General features: G+C 71.5%; 17 protein-coding genes. 4 read left to right on the plus strand and 13 right to left on the minus strand.

All coding sequences use genetic code 11. From position 1 onward, the window contains the following. Positions 1–292: 292 nt before the first annotated feature. From EU555_RS33685 to EU555_RS33695, 3 genes are all read right to left on the minus strand, one after another. Complete coding sequence (locus EU555_RS33685; RefSeq protein ID WP_135419696.1) at positions 293–3,466, minus strand: efflux RND transporter permease subunit; 3,174 nt, start codon at positions 3,464–3,466, stop codon at positions 293–295. 14 nt (positions 3,467–3,480) lie between these two features. Continuing rightward, positions 3,481–4,683 (minus strand): efflux RND transporter periplasmic adaptor subunit, encoded by a 1,203-nt coding sequence (locus EU555_RS33690; RefSeq protein ID WP_245524632.1) that lies wholly within the window; start codon positions 4,681–4,683, stop codon positions 3,481–3,483. A 308-nt stretch (positions 4,684–4,991) separates the two neighbouring features. Continuing rightward, on the minus strand, positions 4,992–5,366 hold the full coding sequence (locus EU555_RS33695; protein WP_135419698.1) for a hypothetical protein: 375 nt from the start codon (positions 5,364–5,366) through the stop codon (positions 4,992–4,994). Positions 5,367–5,636: 270 nt separating this feature from the next. Between EU555_RS33695 and pcaF the strand changes: the two genes are divergently transcribed. The 3 genes from pcaF to EU555_RS33710 all read left to right on the plus strand — a co-directional run bounded on the left by pcaF (position 5,637) and on the right by EU555_RS33710 (position 9,318). After that, positions 5,637–6,842 carry a 3-oxoadipyl-CoA thiolase gene (pcaF, locus tag EU555_RS33700; RefSeq protein ID WP_167858751.1) on the plus strand — a complete coding sequence of 402 codons (1,206 nt, stop codon included), beginning with the start codon at positions 5,637–5,639 and terminating at the stop codon, positions 6,840–6,842. A gap of 302 nt (positions 6,843–7,144) precedes the next feature. Continuing rightward, a complete protein-coding gene (locus EU555_RS33705; RefSeq protein WP_135419700.1) occupies positions 7,145–8,107 on the plus strand; it encodes a helix-turn-helix transcriptional regulator in 963 nt (320 codons plus the stop codon). 170 nt (positions 8,108–8,277) lie between these two features. Further along, positions 8,278–9,318 (plus strand): KpsF/GutQ family sugar-phosphate isomerase, encoded by a 1,041-nt coding sequence (locus EU555_RS33710; RefSeq protein WP_135419701.1) that lies wholly within the window; start codon positions 8,278–8,280, stop codon positions 9,316–9,318. 328 nt (positions 9,319–9,646) lie between these two features. Here EU555_RS33710 and EU555_RS33715 read toward each other — a convergent pair whose 3' ends face one another. The 7 genes from EU555_RS33715 to EU555_RS33745 all read right to left on the minus strand — a co-directional run bounded on the left by EU555_RS33715 (position 9,647) and on the right by EU555_RS33745 (position 16,327). Further along, entirely contained in the window at positions 9,647–10,225 is a 579-nt protein-coding gene (locus tag EU555_RS33715; protein ID WP_135419702.1) for an NADPH-dependent FMN reductase, read from the minus strand. 73 nt (positions 10,226–10,298) lie between these two features. Continuing rightward, a complete protein-coding gene (locus EU555_RS33720; RefSeq protein WP_135419703.1) occupies positions 10,299–11,759 on the minus strand; it encodes a methyl-accepting chemotaxis protein in 1,461 nt (486 codons plus the stop codon). Continuing rightward, positions 11,756–12,097 (minus strand): hypothetical protein, encoded by a 342-nt coding sequence (locus EU555_RS33725; RefSeq protein WP_135419704.1) that lies wholly within the window; start codon positions 12,095–12,097, stop codon positions 11,756–11,758. Before EU555_RS33725 ends, EU555_RS33720 begins: the two co-directional genes overlap by 4 nt. A 101-nt stretch (positions 12,098–12,198) precedes the next feature. Beyond that, the gene (locus tag EU555_RS33730) at positions 12,199–13,524 is read right to left on the minus strand and encodes a TRAP transporter large permease (protein WP_135419705.1); all 1,326 of its coding nucleotides are present in this window, start codon (positions 13,522–13,524) and stop codon (positions 12,199–12,201) included. Then, positions 13,521–14,120 carry a TRAP transporter small permease gene (locus EU555_RS33735; RefSeq protein ID WP_135419706.1) on the minus strand — a complete coding sequence of 200 codons (600 nt, stop codon included), beginning with the start codon at positions 14,118–14,120 and terminating at the stop codon, positions 13,521–13,523. Before EU555_RS33735 ends, EU555_RS33730 begins: the two co-directional genes overlap by 4 nt. Positions 14,121–14,357: 237 nt before the next feature. Further along, a complete protein-coding gene (locus tag EU555_RS33740; RefSeq protein ID WP_425375179.1) occupies positions 14,358–15,314 on the minus strand; it encodes a TRAP transporter substrate-binding protein in 957 nt (318 codons plus the stop codon). A 170-nt stretch (positions 15,315–15,484) separates the two neighbouring features. Beyond that, entirely contained in the window at positions 15,485–16,327 is an 843-nt protein-coding gene (locus tag EU555_RS33745; protein ID WP_135419708.1) for an HTD2 family dehydratase, read from the minus strand. A gap of 215 nt (positions 16,328–16,542) precedes the next feature. On the opposite strand from EU555_RS33745, the gene EU555_RS33750 reads away from it, so the two are divergent. After that, positions 16,543–18,570, plus strand: a complete 2,028-nt coding sequence (locus EU555_RS33750) for an elongation factor G (RefSeq protein WP_135419709.1) — start codon at positions 16,543–16,545, stop codon at positions 18,568–18,570. A 7-nt stretch (positions 18,571–18,577) separates the two neighbouring features. Here EU555_RS33750 and EU555_RS33755 read toward each other — a convergent pair whose 3' ends face one another. The 3 genes from EU555_RS33755 to EU555_RS33765 form a co-directional block, all read right to left on the minus strand. Further along, a complete protein-coding gene (locus EU555_RS33755; protein WP_135419710.1) occupies positions 18,578–19,576 on the minus strand; it encodes a cation diffusion facilitator family transporter in 999 nt (332 codons plus the stop codon). A 96-nt stretch (positions 19,577–19,672) separates the two neighbouring features. Further along, positions 19,673–20,491: an alpha/beta hydrolase gene (locus EU555_RS33760; protein WP_135419711.1), complete on the minus strand. Its 819-nt coding sequence runs from the start codon at positions 20,489–20,491 to the stop codon at positions 19,673–19,675. A 125-nt stretch (positions 20,492–20,616) separates the two neighbouring features. Next, complete coding sequence (locus tag EU555_RS33765) at positions 20,617–21,966, minus strand: dicarboxylate/amino acid:cation symporter (protein ID WP_135419712.1); 1,350 nt, start codon at positions 21,964–21,966, stop codon at positions 20,617–20,619. Positions 21,967–22,002 lie beyond the last annotated feature (36 nt).

The raw sequence follows: 22,002 nt of genomic DNA on the forward strand, positions 1-22,002 counted from the left end.
TCAGGCTTTTGCTGTCTCTCCTGCTCGCCGCCGCACTCCGCATGGTCAGATCCGACCCGCCAAGCAGCCAAGCCGCCTGAGCGATTTCTTCACGGACGACTGATCTGTTCCGATATGACTAAAGCGCGGGATTCCCTCTCCCGCACCGAAGAGCGAGGACCCGCGCTCTCCCCGGACAGCCCTGCCTCGCCGGAGACAAGGACCGCTCCCGGCCTGCCCGCGCCGGCATCGTTGCGGATGGCGCTCGCGATGGCCCGGCTCGGGCGCGACGAACCCGAGCCGGGCGGTGCCCTCAATGCCCGTGCGCCGGCTCGCGCGCCGGCGCGGGGGCGTGCGCCGTCGCCGGCCCCGTCTCCTGGTTCTCCTCCCGCACCCGCCGGCGCTGGAAGAAACGCATCGCCACGACGAAGAACACCGGCACCAGGATCACCGCCAGCACCGTGGCCGAGATCATCCCGCCCATCACGCCGGTGCCGATCGCCTGCTGGCTCTTCGAGGCCGCGCCGGTCGCGATGGCGAGCGGCACGACGCCGAAGATGAAGGCGAGCGAGGTCATCACGATCGGGCGGAAGCGCAGGCGCGAGGCCTCGATCGTCGCAGGCACCAGCTTCGTGCCGGGCTTCCACAATTCGCGGGCGAACTCGATGATCAGGATCGCGTTCTTGGCCGAGAGGCCGATGATCGTGATGAGGCCGATCTTGAAGTAGACGTCGTTCGGCATCTCGCGGATCAGCACGCCGGCGACCGAGCCGATCACGCCGAGCGGGATGACGAGCATCACCGCGAGCGGGATCGACCAGCTCTCGTAGAGCGCCGCGAGGCACAGGAACACGATCAGCACCGACAGCGCCAGCAGCAGCGTCGCCTGCGAGCCGGCCTGCTTCTCCTGCAGCGACTGCCCGGTCCAGGCGTAGCCGAAGCCCTTCGGCAGCTGGGTCATCAGCCGCTCCATCTCGGCGATCGCCTCGCCGGAGGTAAAGCCCGCCGCCGGCTCGCCGGTGAAGCGGACCGACTGGTAGCCGTTGAAGCCGATGATCTGGGCCGGGCCGACGCTCCACTTCAGGTCGGCGAAGGACGACATCGGCACCATCGTGCCCTGCTGGTTCTTGACGCCGTAGTTCAGGAGGTCGGTGGCGTTGAGGCGCTGGCCGTCCTGGGCCTGGACGATCACCCGCTGCATCTTGCCCCGGTTGGGGAAGTCGTTGGTGTAGACCGAGCCGAGATTGACCTGGATCGTGTCGTTGATGTCGGCGAAGCTGACGCCGAGCGCCGCCGCCTTCTCGCGGTCGATCACCAGCTCCGCCTGCGGTGCGGGGGGCAGGCCCTCGACGTAGACGTTCTTGAGGATCGGGCTCTTGCGGGCGAGCGCCAGCAACTGCTCCTGGGCGGCCATCAGGGCGGCGTAGCCCTTCTGGGCCCGGTCCTGGAGGCGGAAGCTGAAGCCCGAGGCGTTGCCGAGGTTGTCGATCGGCGGCGGCTCGAGGGCCTGGATCACCGCGTCGCGGTAGCCCGCCATCGCCTTGTTGGTGCCGGCCACCAGCGCCGACGCCGACTGGTCCTTGCCGCGCTCCGACCAGGGTTTCAGCGTGACGAAGGCCTGCGAGGTCATCTGGCCTTGGCCCGAGAACGAGAAGCCGTTGACGATCGTGACCGTGGCCACGCCCGGCTGGGCCATCAGGTGCTGCTCGGTCTTCTTCACCGCCGCCAGCGTGCGGTTGAACGAGGAGCCCGGCGGGGTCTGGATGTCGACGGTGAAGAAGCCCTGGTCCTCGACCGGCAGGAAGCCCTCGGGCAGGCGCACGAAGGCGTAGGCCACGCCCGCGACCAGGATCAGGTAGACCACCATCATCCGGCCGGACTTCGCCACCGCCCAGGCGACGCCGCGGCCGTAGCGCGCGGTCTCGCGGTCGACGATCCGGTTGAACCAGCCGAAGAAGCCCCGCCTGGCGTGGTGGTGGCCGGGCTCGACGGGCTTGAGCAGCGTGGCGCAGAGCGCGGGCGTGAGCGACAGCGCCAGGAAGGCCGAGAAGGCGATCGAGGTCACCATCGCGATCGAGAACTGGCGGTAGATGATGCCGACGGAGCCGGGGAAGAACGCCATCGGGATGAACACCGCGACGAGCACCAGCGTGATGCCGATGATCGCGCCGGTGATCTGGCCCATCGCCTTGCGGGTGGCCTCCTTGGGCGACAGGCCCTCCTCGGACATGATCCGCTCGACGTTCTCGACCACCACGATGGCGTCGTCGACCAGGATGCCGATGGCCAGCACCATGCCGAACATGGTGAGCACGTTGATCGAGAACCCGGCGAGCAGCATGATCGTGCAGGTGCCGAGCAGCGCGATCGGCACCACGATCGTCGGGATCAGGGTGTAGCGGATGTTCTGCAGGAACAGGAACATCACGATGAACACCAGCACCACCGCCTCGACGAGGGTGTGGAGCACCTTCTCGATCGAGGCCTCGACCGCCGGCGTGATGTCGTAGGGGATGTCCCACTTCACCGTGTCGGGGAAGAACTGCGACAGCTCCTCCATCTTGGCGCGGATCGCCTTGGCGGTCTCGAGGGCGTTGCCGTCGGGGGCCAGCGTCACCGAGATGCCGGCGGCCTCGCCGCCGTTGAGGCGGGTGGTGAACTTGTAGTCCTCGCCGCCGAGCTCGATCCGGGCGACGTCGCGCAGGCGCACGGTCGAGCCGTCGGGGTTCGCCCGCAGCACGATCGCGCCGAACTCCTCGGGCGCCCGCATCTGGCCCTTCACGATAATCGGGAAGTTGACCGTGTGGGCCTCCGGGCTCGGCTGGGCGCCGACGGCGCCCGACGCGATCTGGACGTTCTGGCGCTGGATCGCCTGCGTCACGTCGGAGGCGTTGAGCGACAGGCCGCGCAGCTTGTCGGGGTCGATCCAGACGCGCAACGAGCGCTCGGTCGAGTACAGGGTGGCGCGCCCGACGCCCGGGATGCGGCGGATCTCGTTGATGACGTTGCGGATCAGGAAGTCGCCCAGCGCGACCTCGTCCATCGACCCGTCCTTGGAGACGAGGGTGATGATGTTGAGGGTCGCGGCCGAGGCCTCCTCGACCAGGATGCCCTGCTGGCGCACCTCCGCCGGCAGGCGCGCCTCGACGCGCTTGAGGCGGTTCTGCACCTCGACGCCGGCATAGCCCGGATCGGTGCCGGGCTCGAAGTTCGCCGTGATCTCGATCACGCCGAACGAGTCGCTCGCCGATTCGAAGCTCTGGATGTTGGCCGCGCCGTTCAGCTCGTCCTCGATGAGGCGCGTCGTGCCGGTATAGAGGTCCTCGACCGAGGCGCCCGGGAAGGCGGTCGAGAGCGCGATCGAGGGCGGCGCGATGATCGGGTACTGCGCCACCGGCAGCATCGGGATCGTGAGCACGCCGCCCAGGCAGATGAACAGCGCGACGACCCAGGCGAAGATCGGTCGGTCGATGAAGAAGCCGGCCACGGTGGTGCCCTCCCTCAGCGCTGCTCGGTGGAGGCCGGCTGGGGCACATGGCCCGCGCCGGCCGACGCCAGGGTCGTCGTCTCGAACGGCACCGTCGCGACCTTGGTGCCGGCCACGATCTTCTGGAAGCCCTCGGCGACGACCCGGTCGCCGGCCTTCAGCCCCTCGCGGATCACCCACTGGCCCTCGACGACCGGCCCGACTTCGACCGGCTGTAGCACCACCTTGTCGCCCTCTCCGACGAGCCAGACCTGGGCGCGGCCATCGTTCGAGCGCTGCACCGCCTGCTGCGGCACCGCGATGGCGTCGGAATCGATGCCCTGCTTGATCCGTGCGCGCACGTACATGCCGGGGAAGAGCTCGCCGTGCGGGTTCGGCACCACGGCGCGTAAGGTGACCTGGCCGGTGCTCGGGTCGGCGGTGACGTCGGAGAAGAGCAGGCGGCCGGGCTCGGGGTAGAGTGAGCCGTCATCCATGATCACGCGCACGCTCGCGACATCCGCGGCGAGGCGGTCGAGCTCGCCGCTGGCGAGGTCCCGGCGCAGCTTGTTCAATTCGCCGACCGACTGGGTGATGTCGACGTAGATCGGGTCGAGCTGCTGGATCGTCGCCAGGTTGCTGGCGCCACCCTGCTCGACGAGGGCGCCTTCCGTGACCAGCGCCCGGCCGATGCGGCCGGAGATCGGCGCGCGCACGTCCGTGTAGCCGAGGTTGAGCTGGGCGCGGTCGCGGGCGGCCTTGGCGCCGGCGACCTCGGCCTCGGCCTGCTTCTGGCCGGCATAGGCGGCGTCGTACTGGGCCTGGCTCGCGGTCTGGCGCGTGAGCAGGGTCTCGAGGCGCTCGGCCTGCTGGCGGGCCAGCACCAGGGCGGCCTCGGCCTTGGCGAGCGTCGCCTCGGCGCTGGCCAGGTCGGCCCGGAACGGCGCCGGGTCGATCTTGTAGAGGACGTCGCCCTCCTTGACCTGGCTGCCCTGCTCGAAGGTGCGCTTGATGACGAGGCCGGCGACGCGCGCCCGTACCTCGGCGATGCGGGTCGGCGCGGCGCGGCCGGGCAGGTCGCGCTCGTAGGGGATCGGCTGCTGCTTGACCGTGACGATCGAGACTTCGGGCGGGGCGGACGGGGCCGCGGGAGCAGCGGCCTGCTCGGCCGGCTTGCAGGCGGCGAGCCCGAGGAGGAGGGCGGTCGCTCCGAGGAGGATGCGGCGGCGTTGGATCACGGGTGGGTCTTTCCTGCGCAGGAGGGGAAGCGCGGCGCGCATGGCGCCGCCTGGCTTCCGGGCAAGCGGGTCCGGTCGGGGATTGGGGCCGGGATGTCCGTCACGGGACATCCTGCACCGGCTCGCGGGCGGGGCGCGTCGCGAGCGGAACGGTCGGGTCTCGAAGGGTTCACGCGTCGGTCCCGCTGCCGGCGAGCGCCCGGGCGGACGCGCGGCATCCATGAGCGCTCAAGGACTCAAGGCTCGCAGGGTTCCGAGGCGGAGATGTGACGGTGCGTCCGCTCCGGCGAGGAGGCGGCCCCTGCCCGTCAGGCGCGCGGCTTCGGTGGGCGCTCGGGCAGGGCGGCGCCGGCACGGACCGGCGTGCCGAGGCGGCGTGGCGGAAGCGGCGTGGCGGCGGGAGCGGCCGGGCCATCGGCCGGACCGATGAGGGTTATGCTCGCCGCGCCGCCGTCATCCGGGCGGGGGTTGTCGACCCCGCCGGCCGTGAGGGTGCAGGCCGGGCTCTTGACCCAGTGCGCATGCAGGCTGGCCATCGGCGAGGCGCCCTGGGCCGCGCGCAGCACCGGCTCCGCGCGGCCGGACGCGGCCTGCGCCGCCGGCATCGCCAGGAGGGCGAGGCCGAGGCCGAGAAGGGCGGTCGCGCAGAAACGCGCGAGAGATGTCCAGAGACGACCAGTCACGGAGCGGAACAGTGGGAGTTCCGGCCGCAGCGCACAAGGCACCGCGACATTCTGTCAGGCCTCGCCGGGGGCTGCTGTCAGGCCTCGCCGAAGGCCGCTGTCAGGTCTCGCCGGTGGCCGCTGTCAGGCTCGCCGGAGTCGCGGTGGGCTGTGCCGGGGTCCAGGGCCGATGGCCCCGGGGCTTGATCGCTCCGGCCGGCCGCCGTACCGAGTTTTCGAAACACAAGGCCGAATTCGAGGCGGACGGCCAGGAGGGATCCCATGAGCGCGGTGCGGGACGTCTATATCTGCGATTACGTGCGCACGCCGATCGGCCGCTACGGCGGGTCGCTCGCGAAGGTGCGGGCGGACGATCTCGCGGCCGTGCCGCTGGCGGAACTGGCGCGGCGCAACCCGGCCCTGAAGGAGGCGGTCGAGGAGGTGTTCCTCGGTTGCGCCAACCAGGCCGGCGAGGACAACCGCAACGTCGCCCGCATGGCGCTGCTGCTCGCCGACTATCCCGGGCGCGTGCCGGGCCTGACCCTCAACCGCCTCTGCGCCTCCGGCCTGGACGCGGTCGGGGCGGCGGCCCGCGCGATCCGGGCCGGCGACATCGATCTCGCGGTGGCGGGCGGGGTCGAATCGATGACCCGGGCGCCGTTCGTGATGGGCAAGGCCGAGGGCGCGTTCCAGCGCCAGGCCGAGATCCACGACACCACCATCGGCTGGCGCTTCATCAACCCGGTGCTCAAGCACCAGTACGGCGTCGACTCGATGCCCGAGACCGCCGAGAACGTCGCCGAGGATTACCAGGTCGGCCGCCAGGACCAGGACGCCTTCGCGCTCCGCTCGCAGCAGCGGGCGACGCGGGCGCAAGGAGACGGGACCTTCGACCGGGAAATCGTCGCGGTCGAGATCCCCGACCGCAAGGGCGGCCACGTCAAGGTCGCGCGCGACGAGCACCCCAGGGCCGACACGACCGCCGAGGGCCTGGCCAAGCTCAAGCCCTTCGTGCGCAAGGACGGCACGGTGACCGCCGGCAACGCCTCGGGCGTCAACGACGGCGCCGCCGCCCTGGTGCTGGCCTCGGCGGAAGCCGCGGAGCGCCACGGCCTCACCCCCATCGCCCGGGTGCTCGGCCTCGCCTCGGCGGGCGTGCCGCCGCGGGTGATGGGCATCGGGCCGATCCCGGCGGTGGAGAGGCTCTGCGCGCGGCTCGGCCTCAAGCCCTCCGACTTCGACGCCGTGGAGCTGAACGAAGCCTTCGCCTCGCAGGCGCTGGCCTGCCTGCGCGGCCTCGGCCTGCCCGACGACGCCGAGCACGTGAACCCGAATGGCGGTGCCATCGCGCTCGGCCACCCGCTCGGCATGTCGGGCGCCCGCATCGCCGGTAGCGTCGCGCTTCAGCTCGCCCGGACCGGCGGCCGGCTCGGCCTCGCCACGATGTGCGTCGGCGTCGGTCAGGGCGTGGCGCTGGCGGTGGAGCGTGTCGCCTGAGCCGTGAGCCGCGGCCGGGGGACGCACCACGTCCGTTCGGCCGTGAATAAGATGGGGGCCAAGCCCGGAATCCGGGCGATCGCCCCCGTCTTGCTGCAATGCAGCATGGCAAGGCCCGGCGGCATGGGATAAGCAGGGTCGCTCTTACCCGTCCCCGAGGAACCGCCCGGACGTCGATCCCACCTTGCGCGATCGCCGCGGGCCCACGATCCGATGACACGCCACAGCCTCCCTTCCGGTCTCGTCCTCCTGCCGCCCGGGCGAAGCCGCCGCTTCGTCCCCCGGTCCCGGTGAAGCCCGCGATGCCCAGCAGAACCGGATCGCGCCCGGGCGCCGACGAGCCCGTGGGCGCCGCGACCGCGGCGGGCGCCACCGAGGCGGACGACCCGGAGGCGGAGTTCCTCGCCGTCCTCGGCCAGCGCGTGCGCACCATGCGGGCGGTGCGGGCGATGTCGCGCAAGATGCTGTCGCAGACCTCGGGCCTGTCGGAGCGCTACATCGCCCAGCTCGAGGGCGGGCAGGGCAACGTCTCGATCATCCTGCTGCGCCGGGTCGCCCTCGCGATGGGGGTGCGGCTCGAGGACCTGCTCGCCGCGGTCGAGAGCCCGCCGGACTGGCCGGTGCTGCGCGACCTCCTGCAGAAAGCGAATGCCGACCAGATCGCCGAGGCCAAGCGCGTCCTCTCCGGCGCGGCGGCCGGGGGCGAGGGGCCGGCCCAGCGGGTCGCCCTGATCGGCCTGCGGGGTGCGGGCAAGTCGACCCTCGGGCGCATCCTCGCCGAGCGGATGGGCTGGACCTTCGTCGAGCTCAACCGGGAGATCGAGCGCGAGAACGGCCTGTCCGTGGCGGAGATCTTCGCGATCTACGGCCAGGAGACCTATCGCCGCCTGGAGCAGGGCGCCCTGCGGCGGCTCGCCGAGCGGCCGGGCCCGATGGTGCTCGCCACCGGCGGCGGCATCGTCGCCGAGCCGGTCACCTTCGACCTTCTCCTGTCGTCGTTCTTCACCGTCTGGCTCAAGGCGCGGCCGGAGGAGCACATCCACCGCGTCCGCGAGCAGGCCGCCAAGGGCCTCGCCCCGACCCGGATGCCGGACAGCGACAACGCCCTGCGGGAGATCCGCGGCATCCTGGTGAGCCGCGAGCCGCTCTACGCCCGCGCCCGGGCGGTGATCGACACCGCGGACCGGACCGTGGCGGAGACCGCCGGCGAGCTGACCGGCCTGGTCGAGAGCCATCTCGGCACCGGGCATCGTCGCGGGGCCTGAGGCTCGCGCGCGCAGCCTGCGGCTCCCGCGCGGAGCCTGCGGCTCCGCCGCAACGGGCCGGGCGGGGATGCAGGAAAATCGCCGCTGCCGTACCCCGGCGCACGTATTCTGGCCGCAAATGAGTCGGCAGGCTCGGGGCGATCAGTTTCACGTCGGTGTCGAGGAGCACGATGGAGAGTTCGAACCGGGCCGAGAGCTACGACGGCGAGGCCGGCGAGGCAGGGCAGGTGGTCGAGGCGGCGCATTTCTCCGCCATCCGCAGCGTCCGCACCGAGGCCGAGGCGCTCCTGACGCTGGCCCGCGCCCTCGACCAGGAGCTCAAGGTCGGCTTCGGCGCCGCCGTCGCGGCGATCCACGACATCCCGGGCCGGGTGATCGTGTCGGGCATCGGCAAGAGCGGGCATATCGGGCGCAAGATCGCCTCCACGCTCGCCTCGACGGGCACGCCCGCCTCCTTCATCCACCCGAGCGAGGCCAGCCACGGCGATCTCGGGATGATCACCCAGCAGGACATCGTCATCGCGCTGTCCTGGTCCGGCGAGACGACGGAGCTCGGCGACCTCATCAGCTTCACCCGGCGCTTCGCCGTGCGGCTGATCGCCCTGACCTCGAACCCCGCGAGCACCCTCGGCCAGGCCGCCGACATCCTGCTGCCGCTGCCGCTGGTGAAGGAGGCCTGCCCGCACAACCTGGCGCCGACCTCCTCGAGCGTGATCCAGCTGGCGCTGGGCGACGCCCTGGCGGTGGCGCTTCTGGAGCGCCGCGGCTTCTCGGCCAGCGATTTCAAGGTCTTCCATCCGGGCGGCAAGCTCGCGGCGCGGCTCAAGACCGTGGCCCAGCTGATGCACGCCGGCGAGGAGATGCCGCTGGTGCCTCGCGGCCTCCCGGTCTCGGAGGCGCTGATCGCCGTGATGGGCAAGCGCTTCGGCTGCGCCGGCATCGTCGACGCCGGCGGCCGGCTCGTCGGCATGATCACCGACGGCGACGTGCGCCGCCACATGAGCAAGGGCGCCGGCCCCAGCGACCTCCTCGCCCGCCAGGTCGACGAGATCATGACGCCGACCCCGATCACCACGACCCCCGGCACCTTCGCCAGCGCCGCCCTGGAGCTGATGAACCGCCACCAGATCACCGCCCTCTTCGCGGTCGAGCGCGGGCGCCCGGTGGGGATCCTGCACATCCACGACATCCTGCGGGCCGGGGTGGTGTGAGGCGCCCGGGATCGGGGCGAACGCTTCCGCGAAAGGAAACGGCACGGGCTTTCTCCTCTCCCCGCGGGCGGGGAGAGGACTTCTGGGGATCGAAAGTCCCCCTTGACCTTGCCGTCGATGAAGTGAGCGCAGGCGCAGCCGAAGCGAGGGTGAGGGGGTCTCCCCGGAGGAGTCTCATCCGGAAGCACCCCCTCACCCTCGCCCTGCGGGCTCGCCGTATTCCCTGAACGGGAACACGGCCCTCGCCCCGCCCGCGGGGAGAGGGGCAAACCCGCGCATTTCTTTTCCCCGGACAGCCCTACGGATAGCGCAAAGGCTGAAACTACCCTCAATACGGCACCCCACCCTGCCGCTTCTCCCGCAACGCCTCCGCGTACCAGGTCAGCTCGTCGAGGAACCGCCCGGCCGGGCGCTCGAGCCAGGGCTGGAGCGGCGTTCCGTTCTCGTCCAGCGCCTTGTGCACCTCCGGGATCGGCAGGAGCGAGGGGATGCTCGGTGTGCCGAGCTCGCCCAGCATCGCGCGCAGCTGCATCGCCGCCCGCACGCCGCCGTAGCGCCCGGCCGAGTAGCAGACGATGGCCGAGGGCCGCCAGAAATACTCCTCCAGGAAGTGGTCGAGGGTGTTGGAGAGGGCCGGCGGGATGCTGTGGTTGTACTCCGCCGACACCACCACGAAGGCGTCCGCGCGGCGGTAGAGGGCGGCGAGCCGCTCCAGCGCCTCGGGCGCCTCGCCCTTCGGGTATTCCTTGTACATCCGCGTCAGCAGCGGCAGGCCGAGTTCCGCCGGGTCGACCAGCGGCGCCTCGTGGCCGCGGGCTTCGAGGGCGTGGACCAGGTAGCGGGCGGCGCGCAGGCCGTTGCGCCCCTGGCGCACCGAACCGAGGATGACCGGGATCACGAGAGCCATGGCGTTGCTCCGAAAGTGGGGACCCGGCCGGATCCTACCGCATCGCGCCGCCTTCGCGACACGCGCGCGCGCCTCACCCGGCCCGCACCGAGGCGACGAAGCTCCGGACCTGGTCGTCGAGATGCCCGGCCTGGTGCGAGAGCGCCGAGGCCGAGGCCAGCATCCGCTCGGCGGCGAGGCCGGTCTCGCTCGCGATGCCGGCCACCGCACCGATCGTTTCCCGCACCGACCCGGTTCTGGATGCGGCCTGGCCCACCGAGCGGATGATCTCCTGGGTGGTGGCGTCCTGCTCTTCCACCGCCGCGGCGATCGCCGCCGTGACGGCGTTGATGTCGCGGATGCGCTCGCCGATCGACCCGATGGCGCCGACCGCCTGCTCGGTCGAGAGCTGGATGCGACCGATCTGCTCGCCGATCTCGGCGGTGGCCCGGGCGGTCTGGCCGGCGAGTTGCTTGACCTCGGCGGCGACCACCGCGAAGCCGCGGCCGGCGGTCCCGGCACGGGCCGCCTCGATGGTGGCGTTGAGCGCCAGCAGGTTCGTCTGCGCGGCGATCGACGAGATCAGCCCGACAACGTCGTCGATGCGGACGACCGCCTCGCTCAGCTCGCGCACCAGGCCCGCCGTGCGCTCGGCCTCGCTCACGGCCGCCTGGGCGCGGTCGGCCGAGGCGTCGACCTGGCGGCCGATCTCGACCACCGACGCGCCGAGGTCCCGCATCGCGCCGGCGGTGACGTCGACGGCGTCGGCCGCCTCCGCGGCGGCGGTCGCCACGACGCGCGCCTGCGCGGCGTTGCGGCCCGCTGCCGCCGTGAGCGTGCGGGCGGTGGCCTGAACGTCGCCCGCCGCGGTCGAGACCTCGCCCACGATGCCGCCAACCGCGACCTCGAACCCGTCGGCGAGCTGCGACGTCGCGGCCCGGCGGACGCGTTCGGCCTCGTCCTCGGCTTCGCTGCGCTCCACCTCGAGACGGCGCAGGCGCTCCGTCTCGGTGACGGTCTGCTCGGCGACGCCGAGGGCCGAGAAGGCCTTCGCCACCATGTGGGCGATCCACATCAGCACGCCGGTCTCGACCAGCACGATGCCGGCATGCAGCAGCACCCGGGCGATGTCGCCGGTGGCGCTGCCCGGGAAGACCAGGGCCGGGAGGGTCAGGCTCAGGGCGAGGTGGTGCACGGCGGTCGCGCCGGCCGCGGCCACCAGCACCCGCCAGTCGCACCAGCCCACCAGCACGGCGAGGCAGGCGAAGAAGTACATGTGCGTGTCCGCCTGCCAGGGATGCCCCTCGAGGGCGACCAGCAGCAGCGCCGGCATGCCGATGAGCGCGACGCCGCTCGTCAGCCGCGTCGGCAGGCCGATCGGGTCGCGCCACCACAGCAGCGTGGCGATGCCGGCGAGCAGGGCCGCGCAGGCGAGTTGGCCAAGCTCCAGCCCGCCGACCAGGGCTTGCGTCGCGGCGAGCACCGGCAGGTGCAGCCACAGCAGCTTCACCAGGATGCGAGCATAGGCGTGCCGGAGGGTATCGATCGTCATCATCGCGGGGACGAGTCCGTGAGAGGCTGAGACGGGGAGGGTGCGCAGGCGCCGGCGAGGAGCGGAGACACGACGAGCCAGGCCCCGGCCGCGTAGAGGCGGCGGGCGAATCCCGGCTCGGGCGAGGTGGTGATCAGGAGGTTGTCGAAGCGGCCCGCCCGCAGGATGGCGCCACCGGCCGCCGCGACGATGCGGGCGGCGCCCGCCCCGCCGGCCCAAGGGGGGCCCAGGACCGCGACGGTGCCGGAGCGCGGGGCGAGCGCGACCGCCGCGGGCGCCAGGAGCGCCAGGACGAGCGCGCCGGCGGCACGCACGGTCGAGAGTTCACGTCGGGATGGCACGTCCAGTCCGATCCGCTCGGGAGGGCGGATGATGATTAGGCGCCATCACCTGACGAAAGGTAAAGTGATCTGCCGGAGGATCTCGGCCGCAGGATCAGGCCTCACATCATCCCGAGCATCAGCGGCAGCCAGAGGGAGATTGCCGGGACGTAGGTGACGACGACGAGGAAGATCAGCATGGTGAGCAGCCACGGCCAGACCGCGACGGTCAGCTCCGTGATGCCCATGCGGGTAATCCCTGAGGCCACGTAGAGGTTGAGGCCGACCGGGGGATGGCACATGCCGACCTCCATGTTGACCACGATCAGGATGCCGAAATGCACCGGGTCGATGCCGAGCTTGGCGGCGATCGGGAACAGGATCGGCGCCATGATCAGCACGATGGAGGAGGGCTCCATCACGTTGCCGGCGACGAGCAGCAGCAGGTTGACGATCAGCAGGAACACCACCCAGTTGAGGCCCGCCCCGGTGATCCAGCTCGCCATCGCCTGCGGGATCTGCTCGCTCGTCATCAGGAACGAGAACAGCACCGCGTTGGTGATGATGTAGAGCAGCATCGCGCTCATGTTGGCCGAATCGAGCAGCACCCGCGGCACGTCGCGCCAGGTGAGGTCGCGGTAGACGAACAGGGCGATCACGAAGGCGTAGACGGCGCTCACCGCCGCCGCCTCGGTCGGCGTGAAGGCGCCGGTATAGATGCCGCCCAGCACCAGCACGATCAGCAGGAGGCCCCAGACCGACTTGCGGAACGCGACCCAGCGCTCGCGCCACGTCGCCTTCGGCATGCGCGGGTAGCCGAACTTGCGCGCCCGGTACCAGGTGGTGAGGCCCAGGAGCGCGGCCAGCATCAGGCCCGGGACCACGCCGGCGACGAACAAGGTCGAGATCGAAGCCGAGGAGACGCGCGCCCCGTCGGGCCCGGTCACCACCGCGCCGCTCGTCGCCACCGAGTACATCACCATGACGATCGAGGGCGGGATCAGGATGCCGAGCGCGCCCGAGGTGGTGATGACGCCGGCGCCGAATCGCTTGGGGAAGCCCTGCGCCACCATGGCGGGCAGGATGATCGAGCCGATCGCCACCACGGTGGCGGGGCTCGACCCCGAGATGGCGGCGAAGAGCGCGCAGGCCATGACGCCGGCAAGCCCGAGGCCGCCGTGCCAGTGGCCGACCATCGCGGTGGCGAAGTTGATCATCCGCCGGGCGACGCCGCCATGGGTCAGGAAGTTGCCCGACAGGATGAAGAACGGGATCGCCATGATCTCGAAGTTCTCGATCCCGGTGAACAGCTTGAGCGCCACCGCCTCGATCGGCACCGAGGTCATGGTGAACAGGAAGGTGAGCACCGACAGGCCGAGGGCGATCGAGATCGGCATGCCGGTGAGCATCAGGGCGATGAGCAGCCCGAAGATGATGGCGGCGTTCATCGGGCGGAGCCTCCGGTGCGGGCCTCGTGAGCGAGGTCTTGCGCCGCGTGCGGGCTCTCGGCGACGCCCTCGACATGGCCCGGATCGTGGTGGGGCAGCTCCCCCGTGCGCCAGAAGCCGACGGCCACCTGCAGGAAGCGGAAGCACATCAGGTAGGAGCCGAGCGGGATCGCCAGGTAGACGATCCAGCTCGGGATCTCGAGGTCGGGCGAGGTCTGGTCGGTGTCGATCAGGCCGTAGACGAAGCGCAAGCCCATCGTGCCGACGATGGCGGTGAACAGCGCGCCGCAGAAGAGGCCGAACAGCACGATGTTCCGGCGCAGCGGCGGCGGCAGCTGGTTGACCAGCACGTCGACGCCGACATGGATGCCGGTGCGCACGCCGTAGGCGGCGCCGAACTTCGCCATCCAGACGAACATGTAGATGCACAGCTCCTGGGCCCAGGAGAGGTGGATCGCCGCGGTGATCGGATAGAGCGCGTCGATGCCCGACGCGTAGCGGTGCACGACGGCCACGAAGATCAGCAGCGTCGCGCCGGCCATCAGGCTCGCGATCAGGATTTCCTCGAGGCGGTCGAGGATGCGCAAGGGGTGCATGGGGGACTGTAAGCGTTGGAGGCGGGACTGTTCAGAACGAGGCGCAAGTCTCCCCTCTCCCGTGTGGGAGAGGGGCCGGGGGTGAGGGTGCTACGGTTCCGAGTCAGGCTCCAACCGTTCCGCTGACAGCACCACGCTCTGCGATCTACACTGAAGCGTGTCACCCTCACCCCTGCCCCTATCCCACACGGGAGAGGGGATCCCGCGCCGTCCTGTCGGCGGAGCGAACGCTGAGGCCTACTGCGTCCCGCCCTTCGCTTCCTTCTGGAACTCGTCGATCACGTCCTTGCCGACGCGCTTGGCCATCTCGGCGGTGACGGGCTCGAGCGCCGCCTTCCAGGCCGCCTTCTCGTCGGCGGTCAGCTCGACGAAGGTGGTCTTGCCGGACTTCTTCATCTCGTCGAGGGCGTCGGCATTGTCCTTGCCGGCGACGTCGTTGGCATAGGCGGTCGCCTCCTTCATCGCCTTCTCGAGCTCGGTCCGGATGTCGGCCGGCAGGCCGTCCCAGAACTTCTTGTTGGTGATCACCGCGTAGCCGATATAGCCGTGATCGGACAGCGTGATGTATTTCTGCACCTCGTGGTGCTTCTGGGTGAACATGTTCGAGGGCGTGTTCTCAGAGCCGTCGACCACGCCGGTCTGCATGCCCTGGTAGACCTCCGAGAACGCCATCACCTGCGGGATCGCGCCCAGCGCGCGGAACTGCGCCTCCAGCACCTTGGAGGACTGGATCCGCATCTTCTGGCCGCGGAAATCGGCCGGCATCCTGAGCGGCTTGTTGCCGCTCATCACCTTGAAGCCGTTGTCCCAGTAGGCGAGCCCCGTGATGCCCTTCGATTGCAGCTTGTCGAACAGCCGCTTTCCGAGCGCCCCGTCGGTCACCCGGCGCAGGGCCGCCTTGTCGGGCAGGATGTAGGGCAGGTCGAAGACCTCGAACTCCTTGGCGCCCAGCGGTCCGAACTTCGCCAGCGACGGCGCCAGCATCTGCACCGCGCCGAGCTGGAGCGCCTCGACCTCTTCCTTGTCCTTGAACAGCTGCGAGTTCGGGTAGACCTCGACCTTGACCTTGCCGGCGGTGTACTTCTCGGCCAGCTCCTTGAACTTGTCGGCGCCGCGGCCCTTGGGCGTGTCGGGCGCCACCACGTGGCTGAACTTGATCAGGATCGGCGCCTGTGCCAGGGCGGCGCCCGACATGAGGAGGAGGGCGGCGCCGGCCGCGAGGGCGCGGCGGGTCAGCGCCCGGGCGGGGCGGGACGGCTTCGTCATGGCGTTTCCTCAGGTTTCTGTCGGTTGGTTGGTCGTGACCCTGACAGTTCGGCCCGGTCCCCGCAATGCGACGATCGCTTAAATGATCGTTGCCCTCCTCAGGCGTCGCCGGCTTCCGCCTCCATGCAGACGGCGCCGCCGGCCGCGGTCCAGCCGCGGAACTCCCCGCCCTCCTGCCGGCCCGCCACCGCGAAGCGTTGGCCTGCGATCATCGGCGAGACGCCGCGGTAGCGGAAGCGCGCCGGCACCCGGCCGAGGCGCGCGGCCGCGAGGTTGAGGAGCAGGCTCGCCTGCATCGGCCCGTGCACCACCAGGCCGGGATAGCCCTCGACCTGCGTGGCGTACGGCTGGTCGTAGTGGAAGCGATGGCCGTTGAAGGTCATGGCCGAGTAGCGGAAGAGCAGGACCGGGTTGGCCTCGACCGACCACGCCGCCGGGTCGGCCTCCGGCGGGGGCTTCGGAGCGGGCGCCGCGTCCCCGGGCCGGCTCGCCTCGCGGTAGACGATGTCCTGCCGGTCGCGGATCGCCGGGCCGCGCTCCGTGAGGTACTCGTGCCGCACGGTGACGAAGCACAGGGTGCCGGTGCGCCCGACCTTCACGGCGACGTCCGACACGGTCTCGCGCCGCACCACCCGGTCGCCGAGGCGCAGGGGCGCGAGGGTCTCGACCTCGCCGCCGGCCCACATCCGCCGCGGCAGCGGCACCGGGGGCAGGAAGCCGCCCTTGGCGGCGTGCCCGTCGGGGCCGAGCGCGTCGGCGGGCGGCGTCTCGGGACCGAGGCACCAGTGCAGGGCGAGGGGCGCCTCGTCCTCTGGCATGGGGGCGAGGTGGGGCGCGAGCGTCGCGCGGTACTCGGCGACGAGGCGCGGCGTGACCAGGTCCTCGACCTCCCGGCTGCGACCGATCCAGCCGCGCAGATGGTCGATATCGATCTCCGGCATCGCCGCCCTCCCGTCACGCCCTCGTGCGTCATCTTGCGCGTCATCATGCCGGGCTGCGGCGCGCCCGTCCAACACCGGACCGGACATCGGCAAGGCCGCCGCACGATGACGCGTCCTCGCGCCCGCACGCTTTCGCGCCTGCACACCTGCCGCCTGGACCCCGCCCCGGCCCGGTGCTTAACTCCCTGTCAACAAAAGCAGGGTGGAGGCGTCACGTGGCTGCGCAGCACAGGTGCATCGCGATCGTCGGTCCGTTCCAGAGCGGCAAGACCGCCCTGCTCGAGGCCATCCTCCACCGCACCGGCGCCGTCGACCGGCCCGGGCGCGCCGGCTCCCGGGTGGGCGACACCTCGCCGGAGGCCAAGGCGCACGGCATGAGCGTCGAGCCCGCCTTCGCCACCACCCGCTTCCTCGGCGAGGCCTTCACCTTCGTCGACTGCCCGGGCTCGATCGAGTTCGCGCACGACCTCCGGGCGGTGCTGCCGGCATGCGACGCCGCGGTCGTGGTCTGCGAGGCCGACGAGCGCAAGCTGCCGGCCCTGGAGCTGACGCTGCGCGAGCTCGAGGCCGCCGGCCTGCCGCGCCTTCTGTTCATCAACAAGGCCGAGACCGCGCCGGGTTCCCTGCGCGACGCCCTGGCGCTGCTCCAGCCCGCCTCGCGGGTGCCGCTTCTGCTGCGCCAGATCCCGCTGATCGAGGGCGAGACGGCGGTGGGGTTCATCGACCTCGCCCTCGAGCGGGCCTTCATCTGGCGCGAGCAGGCGCAAAGCGAGGTGGTGGCCCTGCCCGACGGCGAGCTGCCGCGGGAGAAGGCCGAGCGCTTCACCATGCTGGAGCGCCTGGCCGACCACGACGACGTCCTGATGGAGGACCTGATCGCCGAGGTCGAGCCGGAGCGGGACCGGGTCTTCGCCGACCTCGCCCGGGAGCTGCGCCAGGGCCAGGCGGTCTCGGTGCTGTTCGGCTCGGCCGAGCACGGCCACGGCGTCACCCGCCTGCTGAAGGCCCTGCGGCACGAAGCGCCGGGCCTCGCCGAGACGCGGGCGCGCCTCGGCGTCGCCGAGGACGGGGCGCCCCTCGTCCAGGTGATGAAGACCCTGCATACCGGCTTCGGCGGCAAGCTCTCGGTCGGCCGGGTGCTGCGGGGCGTCGTCCGCGAGGGCGAGGCGGTGACAGGCCCGGGCGGCGGCGCCCGGGTGGCGGGCCTGACCCAGCTCACCGGCGCCGCCGGCACCCGCCTGCCGGAGGCGCGCGAGGGCGAGGTGGCGGGCCTTGCCAAGCTCGACCCGATCGCCACCGCCGAGACCCTGGCGGTCGGGCCCGAGGCGCCCGCCTCCCTGGTGCCGCTGCCACCGCCGGACCCCGTCCACGCCCTGGCGCTGCGGGTGCGCGACCGCAAGGACGACGTGCGGCTCTCGGCGGCGCTCGCCAAGCTCGCCGACGAGGATCCGGCCCTGATCGTCGAGCACCGCGCCGAGCTCGGCGACCTGCGCCTGTCCGGCCAGGGCGAGATGCACCTGCGGGTGGCGGTGGAGCGCCTCGCCTCGCGCTTCGGCATCGGCGTCGAGACCGAGCCGGCCCGGGTGGCCTATCGCGAGACGATCCGGGGCCCGGCCGAGGCACGGGCGCGGCACAAGAAGCAGACCGGCGGCCACGGCCAGTTCGCCGACGTGGCGCTCGCGGTGCGGCCGCTGGGGCGGGGCGAAGGATTCGTGTTCGAGGACGAGGTGGTGGGCGGCGCCGTGCCGCGCCAGTACATCGCCTCGGTCGAGGCCGGCGCCCGCGCCTTCACGGCGAAGGGGCCGCTGGGCTTTCCCGTGGTCGACATCGCGGTGACGCTCAAGGACGGTGCCGCCCACGCGGTCGATTCCTCCGACGCCGCCTTCCAGGCCGCGACGCGGCTCGCCCTTGAAGACGCGCTCGCCAAGGCCGGGCCGGTGCTGCTGGAGCCGATCCTGGCGGTGTCGATGGCGGTGCCGAGCGGCGCCACCGCGAAGGCCACCGGCCTCGTCACCGCCCGCCGCGGCCAGATCCTCGGTTTCGACGCGCGGCCCGGCTGGGCCGGCTGGGACGTGGTCGAGGCCCTGATTCCCGAATCCGAGATGACCGACCTGATCGTCGAATTGCGCTCGGCCACCGCCGGGGTCGGCACCTTCACCACCCGCTTCGACCACCGCGCCGAGCTGACCGGCCGCGCCGCCGACGCGGTGCTGGCGCGCCAGCCGGTGCGCAAGGCGGGGTGAGCGCGGCCTAGACCACGTGGTCCGGTGCGAGCGCGCAGGCCGGCCCCCCCGCCAGCTCGACCTGGAGCGTCACGTGGGCGATGCCGAAGCGGCTGCGCAGCACCCCGGCGCAGTCGTGCAGGAAGGCGTTGCCGGGATGGCCCTCCGGCATCACGAGGTGCGCGGTGAGCGCCGTCTCGGTGGTGCTCATCGGCCAGACGTGGAGGTCGTGAACCTCTGCCACGCCCGGGCGCTCGGCGAGGCAGGCTCGCACCGCCGCCGGGTCGATGCCGGGCGGCACGGCGTCGAGCGAGAGCACGACGCTGTCGCGCAGGAGCCCCCAGGTACCGGCGACGACCACCGCCACGATGACGAGGCTGGTCGCCGGATCGATCCAGGTCCACCCCGTCCAGACGATGACGAGGCCCGCCACTACGACCCCGGCCGAGACCGCGGCGTCGGCCAGCATGTGCAGGTAGGCGCCCCGGACGTTGAGGTCGCCCTTGCTGCCTGAGGCGAACAGCCAGGCGGTGACGCCGTTCACCGCGATGCCGATCAAGGCCACGACCGTGACGGTGAGGCCCGGGACCGGGGCCGGCGCGCTGAAGCGCTGCACCGCCTCCCAGGCGATGGCCCCGACGGCGACCAGCAGGAACACCGCGTTGAACAGGGCGGCGAGGATCGAGGACGAGCGCAGGCCGTAGGTGAACCGCGCGGTCGGCTGCCGTTGGCCGAGCGTCGCCGCCGCCCAGGCGACGACGAGGCCGAGCACGTCGGAGAGGTTGTGGCCGGCATCGGCCAGCAGCGCCACCGAATCGGCGAGGACGCCGTAGGCGCCTTCGATCAGCACGAAGCCGGTGTTGAGCGCGATGCCGATCGCGAAGGCGCGGCCGAAATTCGCCGGGGCGTGGACGTGGCCCGGGCCGTGCGCGTGGCTGGCGCCGTGGTGGTGATGCCCGTGACCGTGGTGACCGTCCCCGTGATCGTGGTCGTCATGGTCGTGCGCGTGGTCGTGGTGCTGGGCCATGCCCGCTCCCTGTCCGTCGCGCGGGCCGCAGGCCCGCGCGGTTCTTCCGGCGTCGTCGCTATAGGGCGCGGCGCGGAGCGCGGCGAGCCCTGCGCCTCACCCGGCCGCGAGCCGAAGGATCGCTTCCGTCAACGCCCCGTCCGGCCGGATCATCTGGTCGAGCACGGTAAAGTGGTCGTCGCCCGGCAGGGGCAGGAGGTCGCCCGGAAGCCCGGTCCCGGCCCAGGCGGCCTGGTAGACCTGCGACTGCCGGCACAGCTCCGGCAGCTCGTTCGCGCCGTAGGCCACGGTGAGCGGCCCGGCTTTCACCGGCAGGTGCCGGATCGGCGAGAGCGCCAGGACCTCGTCCCCGGTCAGGTGGAGCGCGTCGTCCAGCGCCGTGCGGCGGATCGGCGCGAGGTCGAAGATGCCGGAGACGGCAAGCCCCGCATCGACCTCCGGGCAGGCCATCGCCAGCGCCGCGAGGTGTCCGCCGGCCGACCAGCCCGAGACGACGAGGCGCGGCGGGCCGGCGTGGGCCCGCAGGCGGGCAAGGGCCGCCGGGATCTCGGCGCAGAGCGCCGTCATCGTCGCCTCGGGGCACAGGGTGTAGCCGATCATCGCCACGTCCAGGCCGCGGGCGAGCGGCCCTTCGGCCAGGACCGCGAAACCTTGCCTGTCGTTGCGCTGCCAGTAGCCGCCATGGATGAAGGCGAGGAGCGGCGCTTGCGGTCGGCCGCAGCGGAAGAGGTCGAAGCGCTGGCGCGCGCCCTCGCCGTACGGGACATCGCGCTCGCCCGGATGCGTCTCGCGGAAGGCGGCGCTGCGCTGGCGGAGGGCCGCCATCAGCTCGGCGCTGCCGGCGACGGCGCCGGAATTGTCGTAGGCCCTGCTGAGGGCCGCGCGGTCCATCCCGCGCCAGTCGCCGTCCGCCATCCTCGGTTCTCCCCGGAAATCCGGGAAGGACGATAGCCCGAAAAACCAGAAGGGCGACCCCGCGCCGCGCGCAGGGCCGCCCCGATCGGCGACGAGATCCGGGGCTGTCGGCCCCGGATCGTCGCTCACTCGGCCGCCTGGAGGGCTGGGACCGGGCCGATCTCCTCGAGGGGCAGCGGGTTGCCGTCCAGCGCGGCCTTCAGGCGGGCGTCGTCGACCTCACCCTCCCAGCGGGCGACCACGATGCAGGCGACCGCATTGCCGATGAAGTTGGTGAGCGCCCGGCACTCCGACATGAAGCGGTCGATGCCGAGGATCAGCGCCATGCCGACGACCGGCACGGACGGCACCACCGCGAGGGTCGCCGCCAGGGTGATGAAGCCCGAACCGGTGACGCCCGCCGCACCCTTCGAGGACAGCATCGCGACGAGGAGCAGCAGGGCCTGCTCGCCGAGGGAGAGCGGCGTGTCCGTCGCCTGGGCGATGAACAGGGCCGCCATCGTCATGTAGATGTTGGTGCCGTCGAGGTTGAACGAGTAGCCGGTCGGGACGACGAGGCCGACGACGGGCTTCGAGCAGCCGGCGCGCTCCATCTTCTCGAGCAGCGAGGGCAGGGCCGACTCGGAGGACGAGGTGCCCAGCACCAGGAGCAGCTCCTCCTTGATGTAGCGGATCAGCTTGACGATCGAGAAGCCGTTGTAGCGGGCGACCGCGCCGAGGACGACGAAGACGAAGATCGCCGAGGTCAGGTAGAACGCGCCGACGAGGTAGGCGAGGTTGGCGAGCGACGCGATGCCGTACTTGCCGATGGTGAAGGCCATCGCCCCGAAGGCGCCGATCGGGGCGACCTTCATGATGATGTGGACGACGCCGAAGATCGCCTCGGACAGGATCTTGATGAAGTCGAGGACCGGCTTGCCGCGCTCGCCCAGGAAGGCGAGGCCGAAGCCGAACAGCACCGAGAAGAACAGGACCTGCAGGATCTCGCCGCCCGAGAACGCCCCCACCGCCGTCGACGGGATGATGTTCATCAGGAAGTCGGTGATCGTCTGCGTCTTCGCCTTCTCGGCGTACATCGCGATCTGCTTGGGATCGAGCGACTTCGGGTCGATATGCATGCCCGCGCCCGGCTGGACGAGGTTCGCGATGATCAGCCCGACGATAAGCGCCAGGGTCGAGAAGGTCAGGAAGTAGATCAGCGCCTTGCCGCCGACCCGGCCGACCTTCTCGAGGTTGGTCATGCCGGCGATGCCGGAGACCACGGTGAGGAAGATCACCGGGGCGATGATCATCTTGACGAGCTTGATGAAGGCGTCGCCGAGGGGCTTCATGTCGGCGCCGAGCGCCGGGTAGAAGTGGCCGAGCGCGATGCCGATCGCGACGGCGACCAGGACCTGGAAGTAGAGGGTCTTGTAGATCGGCTTGGGGGCCGGCGGCGCGTGCGGCGCGGTCAGCGGGGACGGGATCGTGGCCATCGGACGTTCTCCCTACATGGCTCGTTGACGGGGCGG

This window comes from Methylobacterium nonmethylotrophicum (assembly GCF_004745635.1).
GTDB classification, from domain to species: Bacteria; Pseudomonadota; Alphaproteobacteria; order Rhizobiales; family Beijerinckiaceae; genus Methylobacterium; species Methylobacterium nonmethylotrophicum.